The 15,598-nt window shown below is 62.3% G+C and carries 11 protein-coding genes; 8 read left to right on the top strand and 3 right to left on the bottom strand.

The genetic code is table 11. From position 1 onward, the window contains the following. Positions 1-76: 76 nt before the first annotated feature. From B1400_RS03455 to B1400_RS03445, 3 genes are all read right to left on the bottom strand, one after another. Complete coding sequence (locus B1400_RS03455) at positions 77-1,057, bottom strand: ROK family protein (RefSeq protein ID WP_095613062.1); 981 nt, start codon at positions 1,055-1,057, stop codon at positions 77-79. Between the two features lie 41 nt (positions 1,058-1,098). Further along, complete coding sequence (locus B1400_RS03450; RefSeq protein ID WP_095613097.1) at positions 1,099-2,184, bottom strand: ROK family protein; 1,086 nt, start codon at positions 2,182-2,184, stop codon at positions 1,099-1,101. Between the two features lie 308 nt (positions 2,185-2,492). Beyond that, on the bottom strand, positions 2,493-3,974 hold the full coding sequence (locus B1400_RS03445; RefSeq protein ID WP_095613061.1) for a right-handed parallel beta-helix repeat-containing protein: 1,482 nt from the start codon (positions 3,972-3,974) through the stop codon (positions 2,493-2,495). Between the two features lie 12 nt (positions 3,975-3,986). Between B1400_RS03445 and B1400_RS09615 the strand changes: the two genes are divergently transcribed. From B1400_RS09615 to B1400_RS10090, 8 genes are all read left to right on the top strand, one after another. Next, a complete protein-coding gene (locus B1400_RS09615) occupies positions 3,987-4,160 on the top strand; it encodes a hypothetical protein (RefSeq protein WP_157909628.1) in 174 nt (57 codons plus the stop codon). A 131-nt stretch (positions 4,161-4,291) separates the two neighbouring features. Continuing rightward, a complete protein-coding gene (locus tag B1400_RS03440; protein ID WP_201260188.1) occupies positions 4,292-5,617 on the top strand; it encodes an ABC transporter substrate-binding protein in 1,326 nt (441 codons plus the stop codon). A 308-nt stretch (positions 5,618-5,925) separates the two neighbouring features. Next, positions 5,926-6,795, top strand: coding sequence for a carbohydrate ABC transporter permease (locus B1400_RS03435; RefSeq protein ID WP_235607303.1), 870 nt, complete (start codon positions 5,926-5,928; stop codon positions 6,793-6,795). A 32-nt stretch (positions 6,796-6,827) separates the two neighbouring features. Continuing rightward, positions 6,828-7,745: a carbohydrate ABC transporter permease gene (locus B1400_RS03430; protein ID WP_407641063.1), complete on the top strand. Its 918-nt coding sequence runs from the start codon at positions 6,828-6,830 to the stop codon at positions 7,743-7,745. 123 nt (positions 7,746-7,868) lie between these two features. Beyond that, complete coding sequence (gene gnpA / locus B1400_RS03425; RefSeq protein ID WP_095613057.1) at positions 7,869-10,028, top strand: 1,3-beta-galactosyl-N-acetylhexosamine phosphorylase; 2,160 nt, start codon at positions 7,869-7,871, stop codon at positions 10,026-10,028. Positions 10,029-10,059: 31 nt separating this feature from the next. Then, the gene (locus B1400_RS03420) at positions 10,060-11,178 is read left to right on the top strand and encodes a phosphotransferase enzyme family protein (RefSeq protein ID WP_095613056.1); all 1,119 of its coding nucleotides are present in this window, start codon (positions 10,060-10,062) and stop codon (positions 11,176-11,178) included. After that, positions 11,171-12,688, top strand: coding sequence for a galactose-1-phosphate uridylyltransferase (locus B1400_RS03415; RefSeq protein ID WP_095613096.1), 1,518 nt, complete (start codon positions 11,171-11,173; stop codon positions 12,686-12,688). The genes B1400_RS03420 and B1400_RS03415 overlap by 8 nt, the downstream gene beginning before the upstream one ends. Continuing rightward, the gene (locus B1400_RS10090; RefSeq protein WP_095613055.1) at positions 12,639-15,593 is read left to right on the top strand and encodes a GDSL-type esterase/lipase family protein; all 2,955 of its coding nucleotides are present in this window, start codon (positions 12,639-12,641) and stop codon (positions 15,591-15,593) included. The genes B1400_RS03415 and B1400_RS10090 overlap by 50 nt, the downstream gene beginning before the upstream one ends. Positions 15,594-15,598: the final 5 nt, after the last annotated feature.

The raw sequence follows: 15,598 nt of genomic DNA, 5'->3' as shown, positions 1-15,598 counted from the left end.
ATGTGTATGGCTGCGGCCATGATGCCGGGCGTCCGGGGGTATCATGACGGACGGCACAGCCGGAGGAGGGTGTGTGTTATGCGCCAGTCGGCAGAGATTGGGCGGTGAGGGCCGCCCCTATCGCACCCACCGGCAGTTCGGTCGGCGCAAGGCGCAGACGCGCCGGCAGATTGAGAGCGTGGATGAATCCGCTGTTCTGGCCCCGGCGGCGCAGCTCCGTCCGGATTGCATCGAGCAGTGGCGCGCCGGTTCGGGCCATGCCGCCGCCAATAATGATGACATCCGGGTCGACGGTCAGGGCAAGCACATCGATCGTGTCTGCAACCGCGGTGATGATCGTGTCGCGGGTCTCGATGGCCTGCCGGTGACGGGGGTGTGCGTTGTTGGCAGCCACGGCAAGGATATTCGGCATCGGAGGATCCGCATACGGCCATAGGCGTTTCGCCGCGCCTCCGCTGCCGGCGGTCTCGAGGCAGCCGCGCTGTCCGCAGGCGCAGAGCCAATGGTGGGGCTCGACCGGTATGTGGCCGATTTCGCCGACCGTGTTGCTTGAACCATGGTCAAGCCCACCGTTGCGGATGATGCCGGCTGCAAGACCCGTGCCGAGGTTGAGGAACGCGATGGTCTGTCTGTCCGCGGCGCCGGCCTCGACGAGACGTGCCGCGCCGACCGCGGCCGCGTTGACGTCGTTCTCAACGACCGTCGGCAGCTGGAAGTGTTCGCGCACGGCACTCGCAAGAGGCACGTAGTCGATAGACAGATTCGCGATATCGCGCACATCGCCGGTCGAGCCGTCCACGGTGCCCGGCGTGCCGATGCCTATCGCGCAAACATCGCCGGCATTGGAGGGAAGCTGCGCTATAAGTTCATCGATGATGACGATAGTGTCGGCGACGAGCGCGTCGGCTCCGCGGCGCGCCGGGCGGTTGGACTGTGCAAGGACGTGTACATCGCCGAATCCCGAGGGGTCCGGCACCGCGATCGCGATGCCCGCGATCTTCGTGCCTCCCACGTCGATGCCGATGAGCGACGGCGGGGTGTTCGGGGAACCTGTCATGACAACTCCTTTGTTGTGGATGAGGGGAGTGAGGCGCTTCCTCACTCGTCGTGTGCGGTATGCATACGGGTGGATAGTTGGCGGATATGTGGAACGAGGCGCCGCAATACGCTGATGGCTTGACCCCGCAGGGATGCGTTTGGTCCCACCTGGCAGCGATGCAGCAACGGGATCGTCATATACTGGGTGTTCAACGCGGCGCTCAATTCGCCGCCCATCGCATGAATGAAAGTCTCGCCAGCGATGTCCGCGGGGGCGTCGACCGTCACGTCGTGCAGGTTGAGCAGTCCGAGCGGCATCGCCATGACGCGGCCGAGCAGCTGTCCGGCGCCGGTGAGGATTTCGGTGCGGTGCGCGGGATCGCTGGCGATCTGAGCGTATAGATTGTTCGTCGAAAGATATGCCTCAAGGCAGCCGCGTTTGCCGCACGCGCAGCCTGGACCCTCCGGGTCGACGACGACATGGCCGATTTCGCCGGCCATACAGGTCGCCCCGTCCACGATCTCACCATTGATGCATAAGCTTGCACCTACGCCGGCGCCAATGCGGATGAGCATGGAATCGGCGCCGCCTTCACCAAAGAACCGTTCCGCGACAAGGGCCGCGTTCGTTGCGTTGCCGACGAGTACCGGCAGGTCAAGCATGTCGCGCAGCTCGTCATGCAGCGGCACGTCCTTCCATCCGAGCTGCACGGCATCGACGACGGTGCCCTCATGGTTGACGACTCCGGGGACGGCGACCCCCAATCCGAGGATCGGCTGCGAGGATACGGCCATCAGCTTCCGTGCAAGTTCGGCGATCAGTGCGATCGAGATGTTGGCGCAGTCCTCTATTGGTGTCTCCATGCGCTCAATGATGCGGCCGCCGAGATCGACGAGTGCGCCTTGGAGCAGATACTGCTGCGACAGGTCGATCGTGATGATGCGCCAGAAAGCGGTATCGATTGCAAGCATGACTGAACGCTTGCCGCGGCCGGTACGCGTGTCTTCGCCGACTTCGCGGATGATGTGATTGTCGAGCATCTCGCCGGTCACATCGGTGGCGGCCATGCGGGACAGCCCGAGTGTGCGTCCAAGTTCGCTGCGTGAGACGGTTGCGGCGGGGAACAGCAGGTTGAAGACGGCCATGATATTACGTGCCCGGATATCGGAAGGTACGGTTTTGGTGTTCATGTTCGTCGGAATACGTTCGAATGATGGGCCGATCATCGCTACTCCTTACCCTCAAATAGTGCGATACGATACATCAAGGTTCTACCAGCGCCAATGGGCGACGATACCTAGATTAACGATGCGTAGACATTATGTCAATCAAGTATACATAATTACGCTCTGGTGAAAACTGCCTCGTGGATTGGTCTTTGAACACGATGTCCTTTGATCTCTCTGCGATGAATGGAGTTATTGTCAGGGTGCCTTCGATGGGTTGTCGTCGCTTAGCGCCGTTTGGGCGCTTGGGGGTCGTCGCCCTGCTCCTCCTCGGGAATGGTGGAAAAGCCGATGTAGACGTTGCCGGCGTATTCGACTTGCGAGCCATGGGGGTGCCAGTCGGTGCATCGTGGCGCGGACCCGGTGTGGATGAAGGTGTTGCCCTCGATGATGGCGGCGCCGTCCGCGCGGTCGAGGCGCAGCGGATCGGCGCCGTCGGCGATGATGAAGACGTTGCCGGTGACCGCCGCGTCCGGGTTGCGCGGGATGTCGATCGCGCCCATCAGGTCGCGTTCGGAGACGTTGCAGTAGAACAGCGAGTTGACGGCCTTCTCGTTACAGAACATGATGCATCCGCCCGAATTGTTGCGTGAGTAGTTGTATCGGTACTCGGTGCCGTCGCCGAAGTCGGCGTCCCACGCCTGGCCGTCGCCGTTGCCGTGATCCGCATTGAGCGTGTCATACGCCTCGTTGTACTCGAAGAGGGCGTTCTTGCATCGCCATGGCCAGATCGCGGCGGCGACTCGATCGTTCGTCGTCGCTGTGTAGACGTCGTCACGGATGTCGACGGCTGCCTCACGCGAGACGTTGCGCTGTACGAGCGGACGGTCGCAGTACATGACGGTGATCGCGTCGCCGCCGGCGCGTTCCACGAGGTTGCCTTCGACGACGACATTCGTCGCGCCGTATCGGCGTATCGTCGCGTCGTCGATCGTGCCGTCGCCGTAGTCGAAGGTATTGTCCCAGTTGCCGTCGGTGTCGCGTCCGCCGTGGTCGATGAGATTGAGATAGGCGGTGTAGCCGACGGCGATGCCCCAGCGGCTCGTGTCGCGCACGACGTTGTCGGCGATGCGCAGGTCGTCGAAGCGTGCGATGTTCGTCTCGATCGTCGAGGCGTCCTCAGGGAAGTGCGCGATGATCTGTATGCCGCCGTTGGCCATGTGCTTGTCGTAGATGTTGCCGTTCACGTCGTGGATGTACAGCCGCTCCAGCCTGATACCGCGCGACGTGCCGCCGTTCTCGGCGATGACGGCGACGCCGGTGCGATCCATCACTTCGAGGTCGTTGAAGGCATGGTCGTCGGAGTCGTCGATGCGTCGGTTGGTGATCTCGAGGTCGCGCATGTGGACGTATGAGCAGTCGCGCAGCAGCACGGCCGTGGAGACTTCGCCGCGATTGCGGTGCGGCAGACCGCCGATCGGCGCGCGATAATCCTCGAACCATCGTCCGTTGCCGTCGCACGCGATGAGCGGCAACGACGCGTCTTCGGCTCCGTAGCAGCCGATCGTCACCGGAGCATCGGGGGCGCCGATGACGCCGTGCAGGTGCAGTGACTCGCCCGCGAAATGCGCGCCGCGTTCGAGCAACAGTGCGTCGCCGGGCTGGAAGGCTATCGTTCCGGCTTTTGAGAGCGTGCGCCAGGCGGTCGTGGGCGTCCGTCCGTCGCACATGTCGTCGCCGTGGGTGGAGGAGATGAAGTAGTGGGTCATAACGGGCCTTTCGTGGGATGGGAATCGCCGCCTGCCGTCATTGGCGAGCTGCGACTCGTAGAAAACGCTATTGCTTACTTTACACCATTTGAACAGTGGGTTGACAATATAGTTTTAGGCTTGAAAGCGCTGAAATATCAACGTTTTCAAGCCTATTATGCTCTTGGAGAACTAAAAAGTAAGTGAAGTTGACAAAAAAGACGATGCTCGGTATCGTGAAGGTCATCACCACTGGTGGAAGTGGCGGTGCAACTTCAGGAAACCAATCGGGTGGGTGAACCAAACGCCCATCCGCCTGATCACGAAGGAGTGCAGGGATTATGAAGCGGAATCGGTTGTTGATGGCGGGAGGCGCAGCGGTCGCTGCGCTATGCATGGCGCTTTCCGGTTGCGGTGGCGGAGCCTCAGGTGCAAAAACCGGGGACACCGAGCAGGCGGACCCGAATCAGAAGGTGACAATCACCTATCTTCACCGCCTGCCGAACAAGCCGGGCATGACACCGGTCGATGAGATTGTCGCGCGCTGGAACAAGGACCACCCGAACATTCAGGTCAAGGCCACGCAGTTTAACGGAAACGCGTCGGACATGATCACGAAGCTGGAGACCGATGTCAAGGCGGGCAACGCCCCGGATCTCGCGCAGCTTGGCTACTCCGAGCTGCCGGAGGCCTACATGAAGGGCATCATGGAGGATGTCACCTCCGAGGCCGAGCAATACAGCAAGGATTTCGCGCAGGGTCCGTTCGAGCAGATGCAGATCGGCGGCAAGACCTTCGGTCTGCCGCAGGACACCGGCCCGCTCGTCTACTACTACAACAAGACCGCTTTTGACGAGCTCGGCATCACGCTGCCGAAGACGCAGGATGAGCTCATCGCGGCGGCCAAGACGGCTGCCGCGAAGGGGAAGTACATCATGTCCTTCCAGGCCGATGAATCCGGCAACATGCTTACCGGTCTCGCCGGTGCGTCGAGCCCGTGGTATGAGGTCGAAGGCGATGCGTGGAAGGTGGACACGCAGACCGACGGATCCAAGGCCGTCGCAAACGTCTTCCAGCAGCTCATCGATGCAAAGGCCACCTCAACGAATCCGCGCTGGGACCCGTCATTCGATGCCTCGCTGCAGAAGGGCGAGCTCATCGGCACGATTGGTGCCGCATGGGAGGCGCCTCTGCTGATGGATTCGATGGCGGACAAAGGCAAGGGTGATTGGCGCATCGCGCAGATCGGTGACTGGTTCGACAACGCCGGCAAGACCGGCCCCGACGGCGGTTCCGGTGTTGCGGTCATGAAGGGTTGCAAGTACAAGGCGCAGGCGATGGAGTTCCTTGACTGGTTCAACACGCAGATTGACGACCTCACCTCGCAGGGTCTGATCGTCGCCGCTTCCACCGGCACTGCGAAGACCCCGGCCGCATGGTCCGAATTCTACGGTGGGCAAGACGTGATGAAGGAGTTCGCCGACGCGAACGCGAACATGAACAACTTCGCTTACATCCCGGGCTTCGCCTCGGTCGGGGCGTCCATGCAGGAAGCGGCTTCGAAGGCCGCCAGCGGCACCGGCAAGGTCTCCGCCGTCTTCGATGCGGCCCAGTCTGCATCCGTCTCGACACTGAAGGATTCCGGCCTCTCCGTGGTCGAATAATCGAGCGGTTTCTCGCCCTGTGACGGCTGCTGACGCCCGGGGCGAATCCATATAAGAGCCTTGGGTGGGTGCCTATGGCATCCCATAGGCACCCACCCAAGGCTCTTCGCTCTCCTCGGATATTTACTATGCAAAGGAGCATTGAGATGACTACCGCAACGACGACACCGGCCGATGTCAGAACGCTGCATGACGCCAATGAGTTGGAGTCGCGCGGATCTGAGTCGGGGGCGGTGCCCAAGGCCGGCAAACTCGGGCGCCGGCCACGCAGGTCGCCTGCAGCGCGCAGGGAGGAACGAACGGGCTGGATGTTCATGCTGCCATTCGTGCTCCTGTTCCTGCTCGTATTCGTCTTCCCGATCGTTTATGCGATCTACTCGAGTTTCTTCCAGCAGGTCGCCACCGGTGGAGCCTATGGAGGCGGCGAGGTCGTCAACAAGTTCGTTGGTTTTGAGAACTTCAAGTATGTGATCACTTCGGACAAGTTCTGGGGCGGCATGGGGCGTGTACTGATCTACACCGTGATCCAGGTGCCGCTGATGATCATCAGCGCGCTTGTGCTTGCGATGCTGATCGACTCGTTCATCATCAAGCATGTCGGTGGTTTCCGTCTCGGTTACTTCCTGCCGTATGCGATCCCGGGCGTCATCGCTTCGATCATCTGGGTCTACCTGTACAACGGACAGATCTCGCCTATCGTCAAAGGCCTTGCCGCCATCGGCATCCATGTGGACTTCTTCGCAAGCAACGTCGTGCTCGCTTCGATGGTCAACATCACGACGTGGACCTTCACCGGCTACAATATGCTGATCTTCCTCTCGGCGCTTCAGGCTATTCCACATGATCTGTACGAGGCGGCTCGCATCGACGGCGCCAACGGCTGGCAGATCGCGATGAAGGTCAAGCTGCCGAACGTGCGCGGCGCCGCGCTGCTCGCAATGTTGCTGTCGATCGTCGGCACGATCCAGCTGTTCAATGAGCCGCAGGTCATGCACACAGCCGATCCGGGCATCAACAACTACTACACGCCGATGATGATGGCGTTCAACAGCTCTCGTGGCTTCCTGACCCCGAAGGGCGCAGGCCCGTCCAATGCAATCGCGATCGTCATGGCGATCATCGCGGGTCTGCTCGCAATGGCGTATGCATTCATCGAAAGGAAGGTCAACGAATCATGACCGATACCATGAAACCCCGCTCGCGCAGCTCGATGCGCGCAGCGCGCAAGGCAGACCGCATTCGTGAGAAGACCGCCAATGACCTTCCCCGTTCGATGCGTCCGAACTTCGCGGTGAAGACGCTGACCGCGGTCATCCTCGTCTTCGCGTTGCTGTATTTCCTGTTCCCGATCTACTGGGCCATCCTCGCATCGACCAAGACGCCGTCTCAGATGACCAGCAGCAACGGCTTGTGGTTCGCGGTGCCGCTTGACGAGCTGCCTGATGCAATCGCCGACAACTACGGTATCCTGCTCGGCTGGACACGCGGCAACTTCTGGCGTTGGGTCGGCAACTCGCTGATCTACTCGTGCGTCTCCGGCGCCATCGGCACCGTCGTCGCAGTGATGGCCGGCTATGCGACCGCTAAATTCCGCTTCCGTGGCAAGGCCACGACGATCGGCATCATCATGGCCGCGATGCTGATGCCGGCTGCGCTGCTGACGATTCCGCAGTATGCGATCTTCAATTCGCTGCATCTCGACAACACGATGCTCGCCGTGATCATCCCGGGATGCGTCTCGCCGTTCGGTTTCTTCCTCGGACGCGTTTATGCGCAGAGCTCGGTACCCGACGAACTGCTTGAGGCCGCCCGCATCGATGGCGCAAGCGAGACACGCATCTTCTTCACGATTGTGCTGCGATTGCTCGCCCCGGCGATGGTGACGATCTTCCTGTTCATGTTCGTCGCTGCATGGAACAATTTCCTGTTGCCGTTGATGATGCTTTCCAGCGATAATCTCTATCCGGTCACGCTTGGCCTATACGGTATGGTCTCGCTCGCCACCTTCAATGATCGTGGTGCGCTGATGATGGGCTCGTTGCTTGGCGTTCTTCCGGTGATTCTGCTGTTCCTGACGCTGCAGCGCTTCTGGCGCGCGGGTCTCGCCGCCGGTTCCGTCAAGGGCTGACGGGGATAGCAGCTATTGCACGTACGTGGCCGCGTATGGGAAACCATGCAATGGAAATCAAGCGGCCACGTATTTCCTTTATTTTAATTCATCTTTTATGATTCGATAGTTCAAGGAGATAGCATGAATACGACTGGCCGTTTCACGATACCGAGCGAGGAACACTTCGCCGCGGAGACGAAGCGTCTCGCGGAACTGTGGGGAGCCGATGCGATTCGCAATTCCGATGGCACCCATCTTGACGCCGCCGTCCAGAAGCTTGGCAAGAAGATCTACAGCGCCTACTTCCCGACGCGCGCCCACAACGAATGGATCAGCCTGCATATGGACGAGACCCCGCAGGTCTATCTGCTCACACAGCGCGTCCTCGCCGAGGCGGACACGGTCGTCGTCGACCTGATGGAGCGCTTCTACGCCGAACAGCTGCAGCCGAACCGTGATGCCGATCCGCGCCGCTACTGGGAGGTCGTCGACCGCACGACCGGCGAGGTCGTCGATCCGGAACGCTGGGATTTCGACGCCGCTCATGACGCGGTGACGATCCGCGAAACGGAACCGATGCACGAATACACGGTCTCGTTCCTCGCATACATCATCTGGGATCCGGTCGAGATGTACAACCATCTGACGAACGACTGGGGCGACAAGGAACACGAAATCCCCTTCGACATCTACCATCCGGCGACGCGCGACTTCGTGTTCCGCACATTCGAGCAATGGCTCAAGGACAACCCGCGCGCCGACGTTGTGCGGTTCACGACCTTCTTCTACCAGTTCACGCTGATCTTCGACCAGAAGCATCGTGAGAAGATCGTCGACTGGTTCGGCTGCGCATGCACGGTCTCGCCGCGCGCGCTCGACGACTTCGAGGCGCTGCATGGCTACCGTCTGCGCCCCGAGGACTTCGTGGATGAAGGCTGCTACAACTCGACGTGGCGCATCCCGCGCAAGGCGCAGCGCGACTGGATCGCGTTCCTGTCGACCTTCGTTCGCGCGAACGTCAAGAAGCTCGTCGACGAGACGCACGCCGCCGGCAAGGAGGCGATGATGTTCCTCGGCGACCAGTGGATCGGCACCGAACCGTACATGGAGGGCTTCGACGAGCTCGGCCTCGATGCGGTCGTCGGCTCGGTCGGCGACGGCACGACGCTGCGCATGATCGCCGACATCCCAGGCGTGCGCTACACCGAAGGCCGCTTCCTGCCGTACTTCTTCCCCGACACCTTCCATGAGGGCAACGATCCGAGCATTGAAGGCCTCGACAACTGGCGCAAGGCGCGTCGTGCGATCCTTCGTTCGCCGATCTCGCGCATGGGCTACGGCGGCTACCTCTCGCTCGCCGCGAAGTTCCCGAAGTTCGTCGACACGGTGACGGCGATCGCCGATGAATTCCGCGACATCCACGAACGTACCGGCGGCAGGCCGGCCGAAGGCGAGCTCAACGTCGCGATCCTCAACTGCTGGGGCCGCATGCGCAGCTGGATGGCGTTCACCGTCGCGCATGCGCTGCCGAACCAGCAGACCTACTCGTACTACGGCATCCTCGAGGCGCTTTCCGGCATGCGCGTCAACGTGCGCTTCATCAGCTTCGACGACGTGCTCGAGCGGGGCATCCCCGACGACGTCGACGTCATCATCAACGCCGGCCCCGAGCACACCTCCTTCAGCGGCGGAGACGTGTGGCGCGACCCGCGCCTCGTCTCGACGATCCGCCGCTGGGTGCGCGATGGCGGCGCCTTCGTCGGTGTCGGCCAGCCGGCATCGACTGATTGGCAGGGCCGCTTCTTCCAGCTCGCCGATGTGCTCGGCGTCGACCAGGAACGCTTCCAGACGCTGTCGGTCGACAAATACTGGCCCGAGGTCGCGGACGCCAACTTCATCACCGAGGAGGCGGCCGACGTCGATTTCGGTGAGCCGATCCTCAACGTCTACCCGATTGATGAGGGCGTGACGCTGCTTGACGTCAAGGACGGCCGCGTACGCCTCGCCGCCAACGACTACGGCCGCGGACGTGGCGTCTACATCTCCGGATTGCCGTATTCGGCGGCGAACGCTCGGCTGCTCGAGCGCGCGTTGTTCTATGCGAGCCGCAACGAGGACCGTTACGCCGCATGGAGTTCGACGAACCCGGAATGCGAGGTCGCCCACTTCCCGGACCGGCACCTGTATTGCGTCGTCAACAATACCGATCAGATGCAGACGACGAAGGTGCAGCGCGCGGACGGCGCAATCGACGACTTCATGCTCGCGCCAAGCGCCATCGCCTGGAAGGGACTCGAGTAGTCGATATATCTCACGGACAAGGAGGCTGAAGATGGATAGGCACATGGAGCCGGCGGCGCTGGCACACATCGCGGACAGATTCGCCATCGACGGGACGACCGCGTCGGTCACGCCGTACGGTGACGGGCACATCAACGTCACGTATCTCGTGGTCACCGACAAGGCCCGTTACGTTCTGCAGCGGATGAACACCGATGTGTTCCCGGACACGGCGGCCCTGATGCGCAACATCGAGCTCGTCACCGGATTCCTGCACGCGCATGGTCAGGAGACGCTTGAGATCGTCCCGACGAAAGACGGCCGCAGCTGGCTCGCGGCCGATGGCGGCGCGTTCCGCGTCTACCGTTTCATCGAAGGCACGATGTCCTACAACCTCGTCGACGATCCGCGCATCTTCGAACGGGCAGGGGCGGCCTTTGGTGCTTTCCAGAGCCGCCTCGCCGGCTTCAACGCCGCGCAGCTCACCGAAACGATCGCGCATTTCCATGACACTCCGCACCGCTATGCCGACTTCCGTGCAGCCGTCGCAGCCGATCCACTCGGCAGGGCGAAGGACGTGCGCGACGAGATCGGATTCTTTGACGAACGCGCGCAGGGGTATGGGCGGATCGTCGACGCGCTTGCCAACGGGACGGTGCCGCTGCGTGTCACGCACAATGACACGAAGCTCAACAACATCCTGATGGACGCGGCCAGTGGTGAGCCGCGTGCGATCATCGATCTCGACACGGTGATGCCCGGTTCGATGCTCTTCGACTTCGGCGATTCGATTCGCTTCGGCGCGTCGACCGGTCTTGAGGACGAGCCGGACCTGGGCAAAGTGCATTTCAGCCTGCCGCTGTTCCGTGCCTATGCGCGTGGATTCCTAGGTGAGGTCCGCGACTCCGCGACGTCGTATGAACTCGAGCTGCTGCCCGAGGCGGCACGGCTGATGACGCTCGAATGCGGCATGCGGTTCCTTGGCGACTATCTGCTCGGCGACGTCTACTTCGCGACGAAGTACCCGGAGCACAACCTCGTGCGTGCGCGCACGCAGGTAAGGCTCGCATATGAGATGGAGGAGCGAATGCCGCAGATGCACGCGGTCATCGACGAGATCATGGACGACGGTGCCGTGAACGCCACCGGTGGGGAGCGCGGCGATGACTGAGGCGACGACCATGACGATCGCTGCCGAGACGCCGTCGATCCCCGGCGCCATCGACATGCTTGCCGACTATGCTCGCGTCCGGCTGCTGCTCGATCCGCGCGACGTGGACTGGATGCGTAACCGACTGCTGGAGATTTTTGACTCCGACGCGGCGCGCCGCGTGGAAGCGGCCGCGCTCGGTTTGGCTGAATCGGATATCGCGACGCCGGACGACGCTGCAACGTCAGCTGCCGCAGTCTTCCTCGACGACGACGTGATCATGGGCACGCTGTCCGCGGCGCCGTCGCGCATCCAGGACGTCTATGACGACGTGCGCGCCGGCGCCGGCAACATGGCGGCGATGCGGTGGCTGTACGACTACGGCGTCGCGAACGGCTACATCAAGCTCGCGCAGCTGCGGCGCAACGTGCGCTTCGACGGAGCCGGCCTCGTCGTGACGATCAATACGGCGAAACCGGAATTCAAGGACATGCGCAAGGCGGCTCGCGGCAACAGCGTCGAAGGCAGCTTCGCGCAATGCACGATCTGCCATGCGAACGAAGGGCTCGCGGCGCGCGGCAAACGCACATTGCGCACCGTCGAGGTCGAACTCGACGGCCGGCCGTGGTTCTGGCAGTTCTCGCCCTACGGCTACTTCCATCAGCACGGCATCTGCGTGAACCGCGAGCATACGCCGATGCACGTCGACAGGTCAACCTTCGCCAACTTACTTGACTTCGTCAACCAGTTCCCTGACTACTTCCTCGGCTGCAATGCCGCGTTGCCGCGCATCGGCGGATCGGTGCTCGCTCATGATCATTATCAGGGCGGCGGCGAGACGATGCCGATGCAGCGTGCGGCGACGTGGCGGCGCTACCGCTGCCCGGACGCCGACGACGCCATCCTCGAGATCATCGACTGGCCTGCGAGCGCGGTTCGCGTGCGATCCCATGACCGTGCGAGCATCGTGCGGGTGTGCGAACGCATCCGCGCGGCGTGGGCCGACTACGACGATAGTGGTTTCGACATCGCGTCGCATGACGCGTCGGGCGCCGCGCAGTCGTCTCTGTCGCCGATCGCGCGTCTTGTCAGCGATGCTGGGAACGCGCCCGAATACGAGATGAGCCTGATCCTACGCAACAACGCAGTGAGCGAGCGATATCCGCTAGGCGTCTTCCATGCGCATCCTGAGTACTTCTTCGTCAAGCAGGAGCCAATCGGTCTCATCGAGGCGATGGGACTGTTCGTGCTGCCGGGACGCCTCGTCGGGCAGCTCGGCGCACTCGAGGACGCATTGGCCGCCGGTGATGCGCTGCCCGATGACCTCGCTGAATTCCGTTTGCTGTGGGATGAGGCCCGCTCGGCGCTCGGAGACGCTGGCTCGTCTGCCGGCGGTCGCGCACCGGTGCGCGTGGCCGTGCGTGACGCGCTCGCTTCGATATGCCGAAACATTCTGGGTGACATCGCCGTGTTCCCCGACCATGAGGCGCTTGGGCGCTTCCTTGAAACCCTCGGATTCGAGGCGAGATAAGGCGGGCGACCTCATCGTCGACCGCGAAGCGATGCCATACCGCGGTATGGCGATTCAATACAATGTACGGAGAGATTGTACAATGCGTATTCCAAGATCTGCGGGTCCCTCCCGTGGCCGATCACGATTCGGACTGTGGCTGCTTATGCTTCTATGCATGATGGGACTGGGGAGCGGCACGCTTGTCGCCGCGACGGCGTCCACTGCATACGGTGAGAACGCCGCCCCGACGATGACCGGCGGCGTGGGTATGGAGGACGGCCTGTCCTACGGGACCGACGACGTACACGCGGCGAGCTTCGCCGGTACCGCATTCATGGTGCCTGCGGATCAGATGGGGAACTTCCGAGGACTCATGCAGTCCTCGGAAGGCATCCGGATCTCGATGCGCTTCAAGGCGGATGCCATGACCGCCAACTACGTCAGCCTGCTCGAGATCGCCGACAGTGCCGACGTCACCGCCGGCACGGGCAAGCTGACGCCGCCGCGCAGCGCTCTAGGACTTGTTCTCCAGCGCAACGGCACCGTGTGGCTGCAGACCGGCAGCTATGCCGGTGGTACGGACTGGTACAAGGAAATCCCCGGAGTCACAGTCACGGACGGACGATTCCATGATCTCGTCATGCAGCTTTCGGGCCAGGGCATGACGGTCTCCGTGGACAATGGCAAGCCGATAGCCTATGCACCGTCCGGAACGCGCGGAACGACCCAGTTCATGCAGGCATTCTTCGGTCGCGCCGTGGACGGCTACAAGGATTGGCGTGGGAACATCGATTCCATCGCAATCGGAGGCATGTCGGATGGCAGCGTGCTGGCGAATGCAGCATGGCCCGGTCTGCACGGTTCCATCGCTTCGGTCAGGATCCAGCGCCTCGATTCGGCTGATCCCATACGCAGCGGCGTGTTCCAGCAGGAGATGTTCGACAATTCGGTCGGCGACGCCACCTGGCTGTTCGGCGGCGGCCGTGAGACCGAGGGGCGGTTCGCGGACATCGGCACCGCACAGAACTACATCGGACGTTTCGAGGAGTATGAACGTTGGACGAAGGCGGCGAACAGCTTCGGCATGCAGCGCTTCGTCATCAATGCGGGCCGTTCGGGACAGGACGCCGCAGGCTTCGCCGCCGCGTTGCCATCGCTGATCGACAAAGTGCATCCAAAGGCCGTCGCCTATGCGGTGGGTGCCGAGGACTACGTCAAGGGACATGAAGGACTCGACGCATACAGCCGTTCGCTCGTGACGATGGCGCGCGCCGCGCTCGCGATGCGCGACGGACACGGCTGCTTCGCTCTGCAGCTGCCGCATGTGCTCGGCGCCGATCAGGACAAGGATGTCAAGGAATACGCGCAGGCGGCGCGTGACGCCATGAAGCAGCTTGATGCGCAGTCGTTGCAGCGCGTCGTCATCGTCGATCACACGGCGCTCACCCAGAACGACGCCGACTTCCTTGAGCATGGCATGTCCAACGGCGTGCTCAACGCCGAAGGCCATGAGATGATCGCGAAGCAGTTCACGAATGCCGTCATGGGTACGATCGACGGATACGCGCCCCGCGAAGGCGAGTGGACGATCGGCGCGCGCGCCAACACCTATCATGTGCAGGATGCGTATGCCGCGCAGGCGCAGCTGATCCGAGACAAGGTCGCCGACGCCGGCAGGCCGCTCGTCTGGCTGTTCATGGGTGATTCGATCACGCACGGCGCCATGCATCTGCACGGCTACGAATCCATCGCGCAATTGTTCGAACAGTACGTCAAGGAGGATCTGGGACGTCAGAACGACCTCGTCGTCAATACCGGTGTGTCCGGTGCGGCGGCGGACTCTGGTGCTGAGGCATGGCGTTCCACGGTGAGGAACATCCACGAGCGCATGGAGGTGTACCATCCGGACATCATCTCGATTCAGCTCGGCACGAACGACACCGATGCGACCCAGGACTCCTATGAGCGGCATCTCGAAGAGATCGTGAACGCCATACGCGCCACAAATCCTGACGCCGTCATCGTGATGCGCAGCCCCACGCCGGCCAAGAACGACCCGTACCGCTCGCGTCTGCGTACCGACTCTGGTTCGGTGGCCCGCATGAAGCGCGTCGCTGACCGCATGGACTGCATGTTCATCGATCAGTACACACAGTGGAATGAGGAACTCGAAACTGATCCGACCGGTTGGCGTGCCGACCGCGACTTCGGTGATGGGCAGCTGCATCCGAGCGCGCAGGGACATTTGCGCATGTTCCGCCAATTCGTCGGCGAGACGGGTCTCGACACCACGACGCCGATGGCCACGCTCGCGTACAACGTGCCAGTCGCCGAGATGACGACCCCCGCATATGCCGTGACGGATGCGGTGTCCAGCGCCGAGGCGTCATCCAAGTCGCCGATCTTCACCGACGCCGTCACGGGCAATCTCGCGGCCGTGGACCATATGCGCTATGCGCTTGGCGCCGATGCGCCGGCAAGTGCGGCAGTGGATGCGGCGACCGGCGTCGTCTCCTATACGCCGACCGCCGTTGACGCGGGCATGACGATCACCGTCCCGGTGACCGTGACCTATGTGGACGGTTCGACCGACGATACGACTGCGACCTTTGTGGTTCGCGCGCCAAAGGACCCCGATCAGGGCGACGGCGAACATGGCGGCACCGAACATCCGGACGGTTCGGGCGGCAAACAGAACGGTACTGATGGTAAGCAGCCAGCCGGCGCTGCCACCGGCATACCCAAACGTGATGCCGCCGCCTCTGTCACTGATCACGGCAAGCCGGCCGCCAAGTATGTCGCGGGCCGGACGACCGAGTCCCCGTTGGGTGCTACCGGTTCCAGCGTTGCCTTCGTGATGGTCTGCGCCATGCTGCTCGCCGGTGCGGCGGCAGGGCTGATGACCGTTCGCCACAGGGTCTGAGCCAA

Source organism: Bifidobacterium italicum (genome assembly GCF_002286915.1).
In the GTDB taxonomy this organism is placed as follows: domain Bacteria; phylum Actinomycetota; class Actinomycetes; order Actinomycetales; family Bifidobacteriaceae; genus Bifidobacterium; species Bifidobacterium italicum.
The sequence above is the reverse complement of the archived record's forward strand: the minus strand, read 5'-3'. Positions and strand labels throughout refer to the sequence as shown.

Excerpts from the sequence above, each read along its gene's own strand:
- B1400_RS03455 (WP_095613062.1), bottom strand. The coding sequence starts at position 1,057 with ATGACAGGTTCCCCGAACACCCCGCCGTCGCTCATCGGCATCGACGTG.
- B1400_RS03445 (WP_095613061.1), bottom strand. The coding sequence starts at position 3,974 with ATGACCCACTACTTCATCTCCTCCACCCACGGCGACGACATGTGCGAC.
- B1400_RS03430 (WP_407641063.1), top strand. The coding sequence starts at position 6,828 with ATGCGCGCAGCGCGCAAGGCAGACCGCATTCGTGAGAAGACCGCCAAT.
- B1400_RS10090 (WP_095613055.1), top strand. The coding sequence starts at position 12,639 with ATGAGGCGCTTGGGCGCTTCCTTGAAACCCTCGGATTCGAGGCGAGAT.
- B1400_RS03415 (WP_095613096.1), top strand. The coding sequence starts at position 11,171 with ATGACTGAGGCGACGACCATGACGATCGCTGCCGAGACGCCGTCGATC.
- gnpA (WP_095613057.1), top strand. The coding sequence starts at position 7,869 with ATGAATACGACTGGCCGTTTCACGATACCGAGCGAGGAACACTTCGCC.
- B1400_RS03420 (WP_095613056.1), top strand. The coding sequence starts at position 10,060 with ATGGATAGGCACATGGAGCCGGCGGCGCTGGCACACATCGCGGACAGA.
- B1400_RS03435 (WP_235607303.1), top strand. The coding sequence starts at position 5,926 with ATGTTCATGCTGCCATTCGTGCTCCTGTTCCTGCTCGTATTCGTCTTC.
- B1400_RS03450 (WP_095613097.1), bottom strand. The coding sequence starts at position 2,184 with ATGGCCGTCTTCAACCTGCTGTTCCCCGCCGCAACCGTCTCACGCAGC.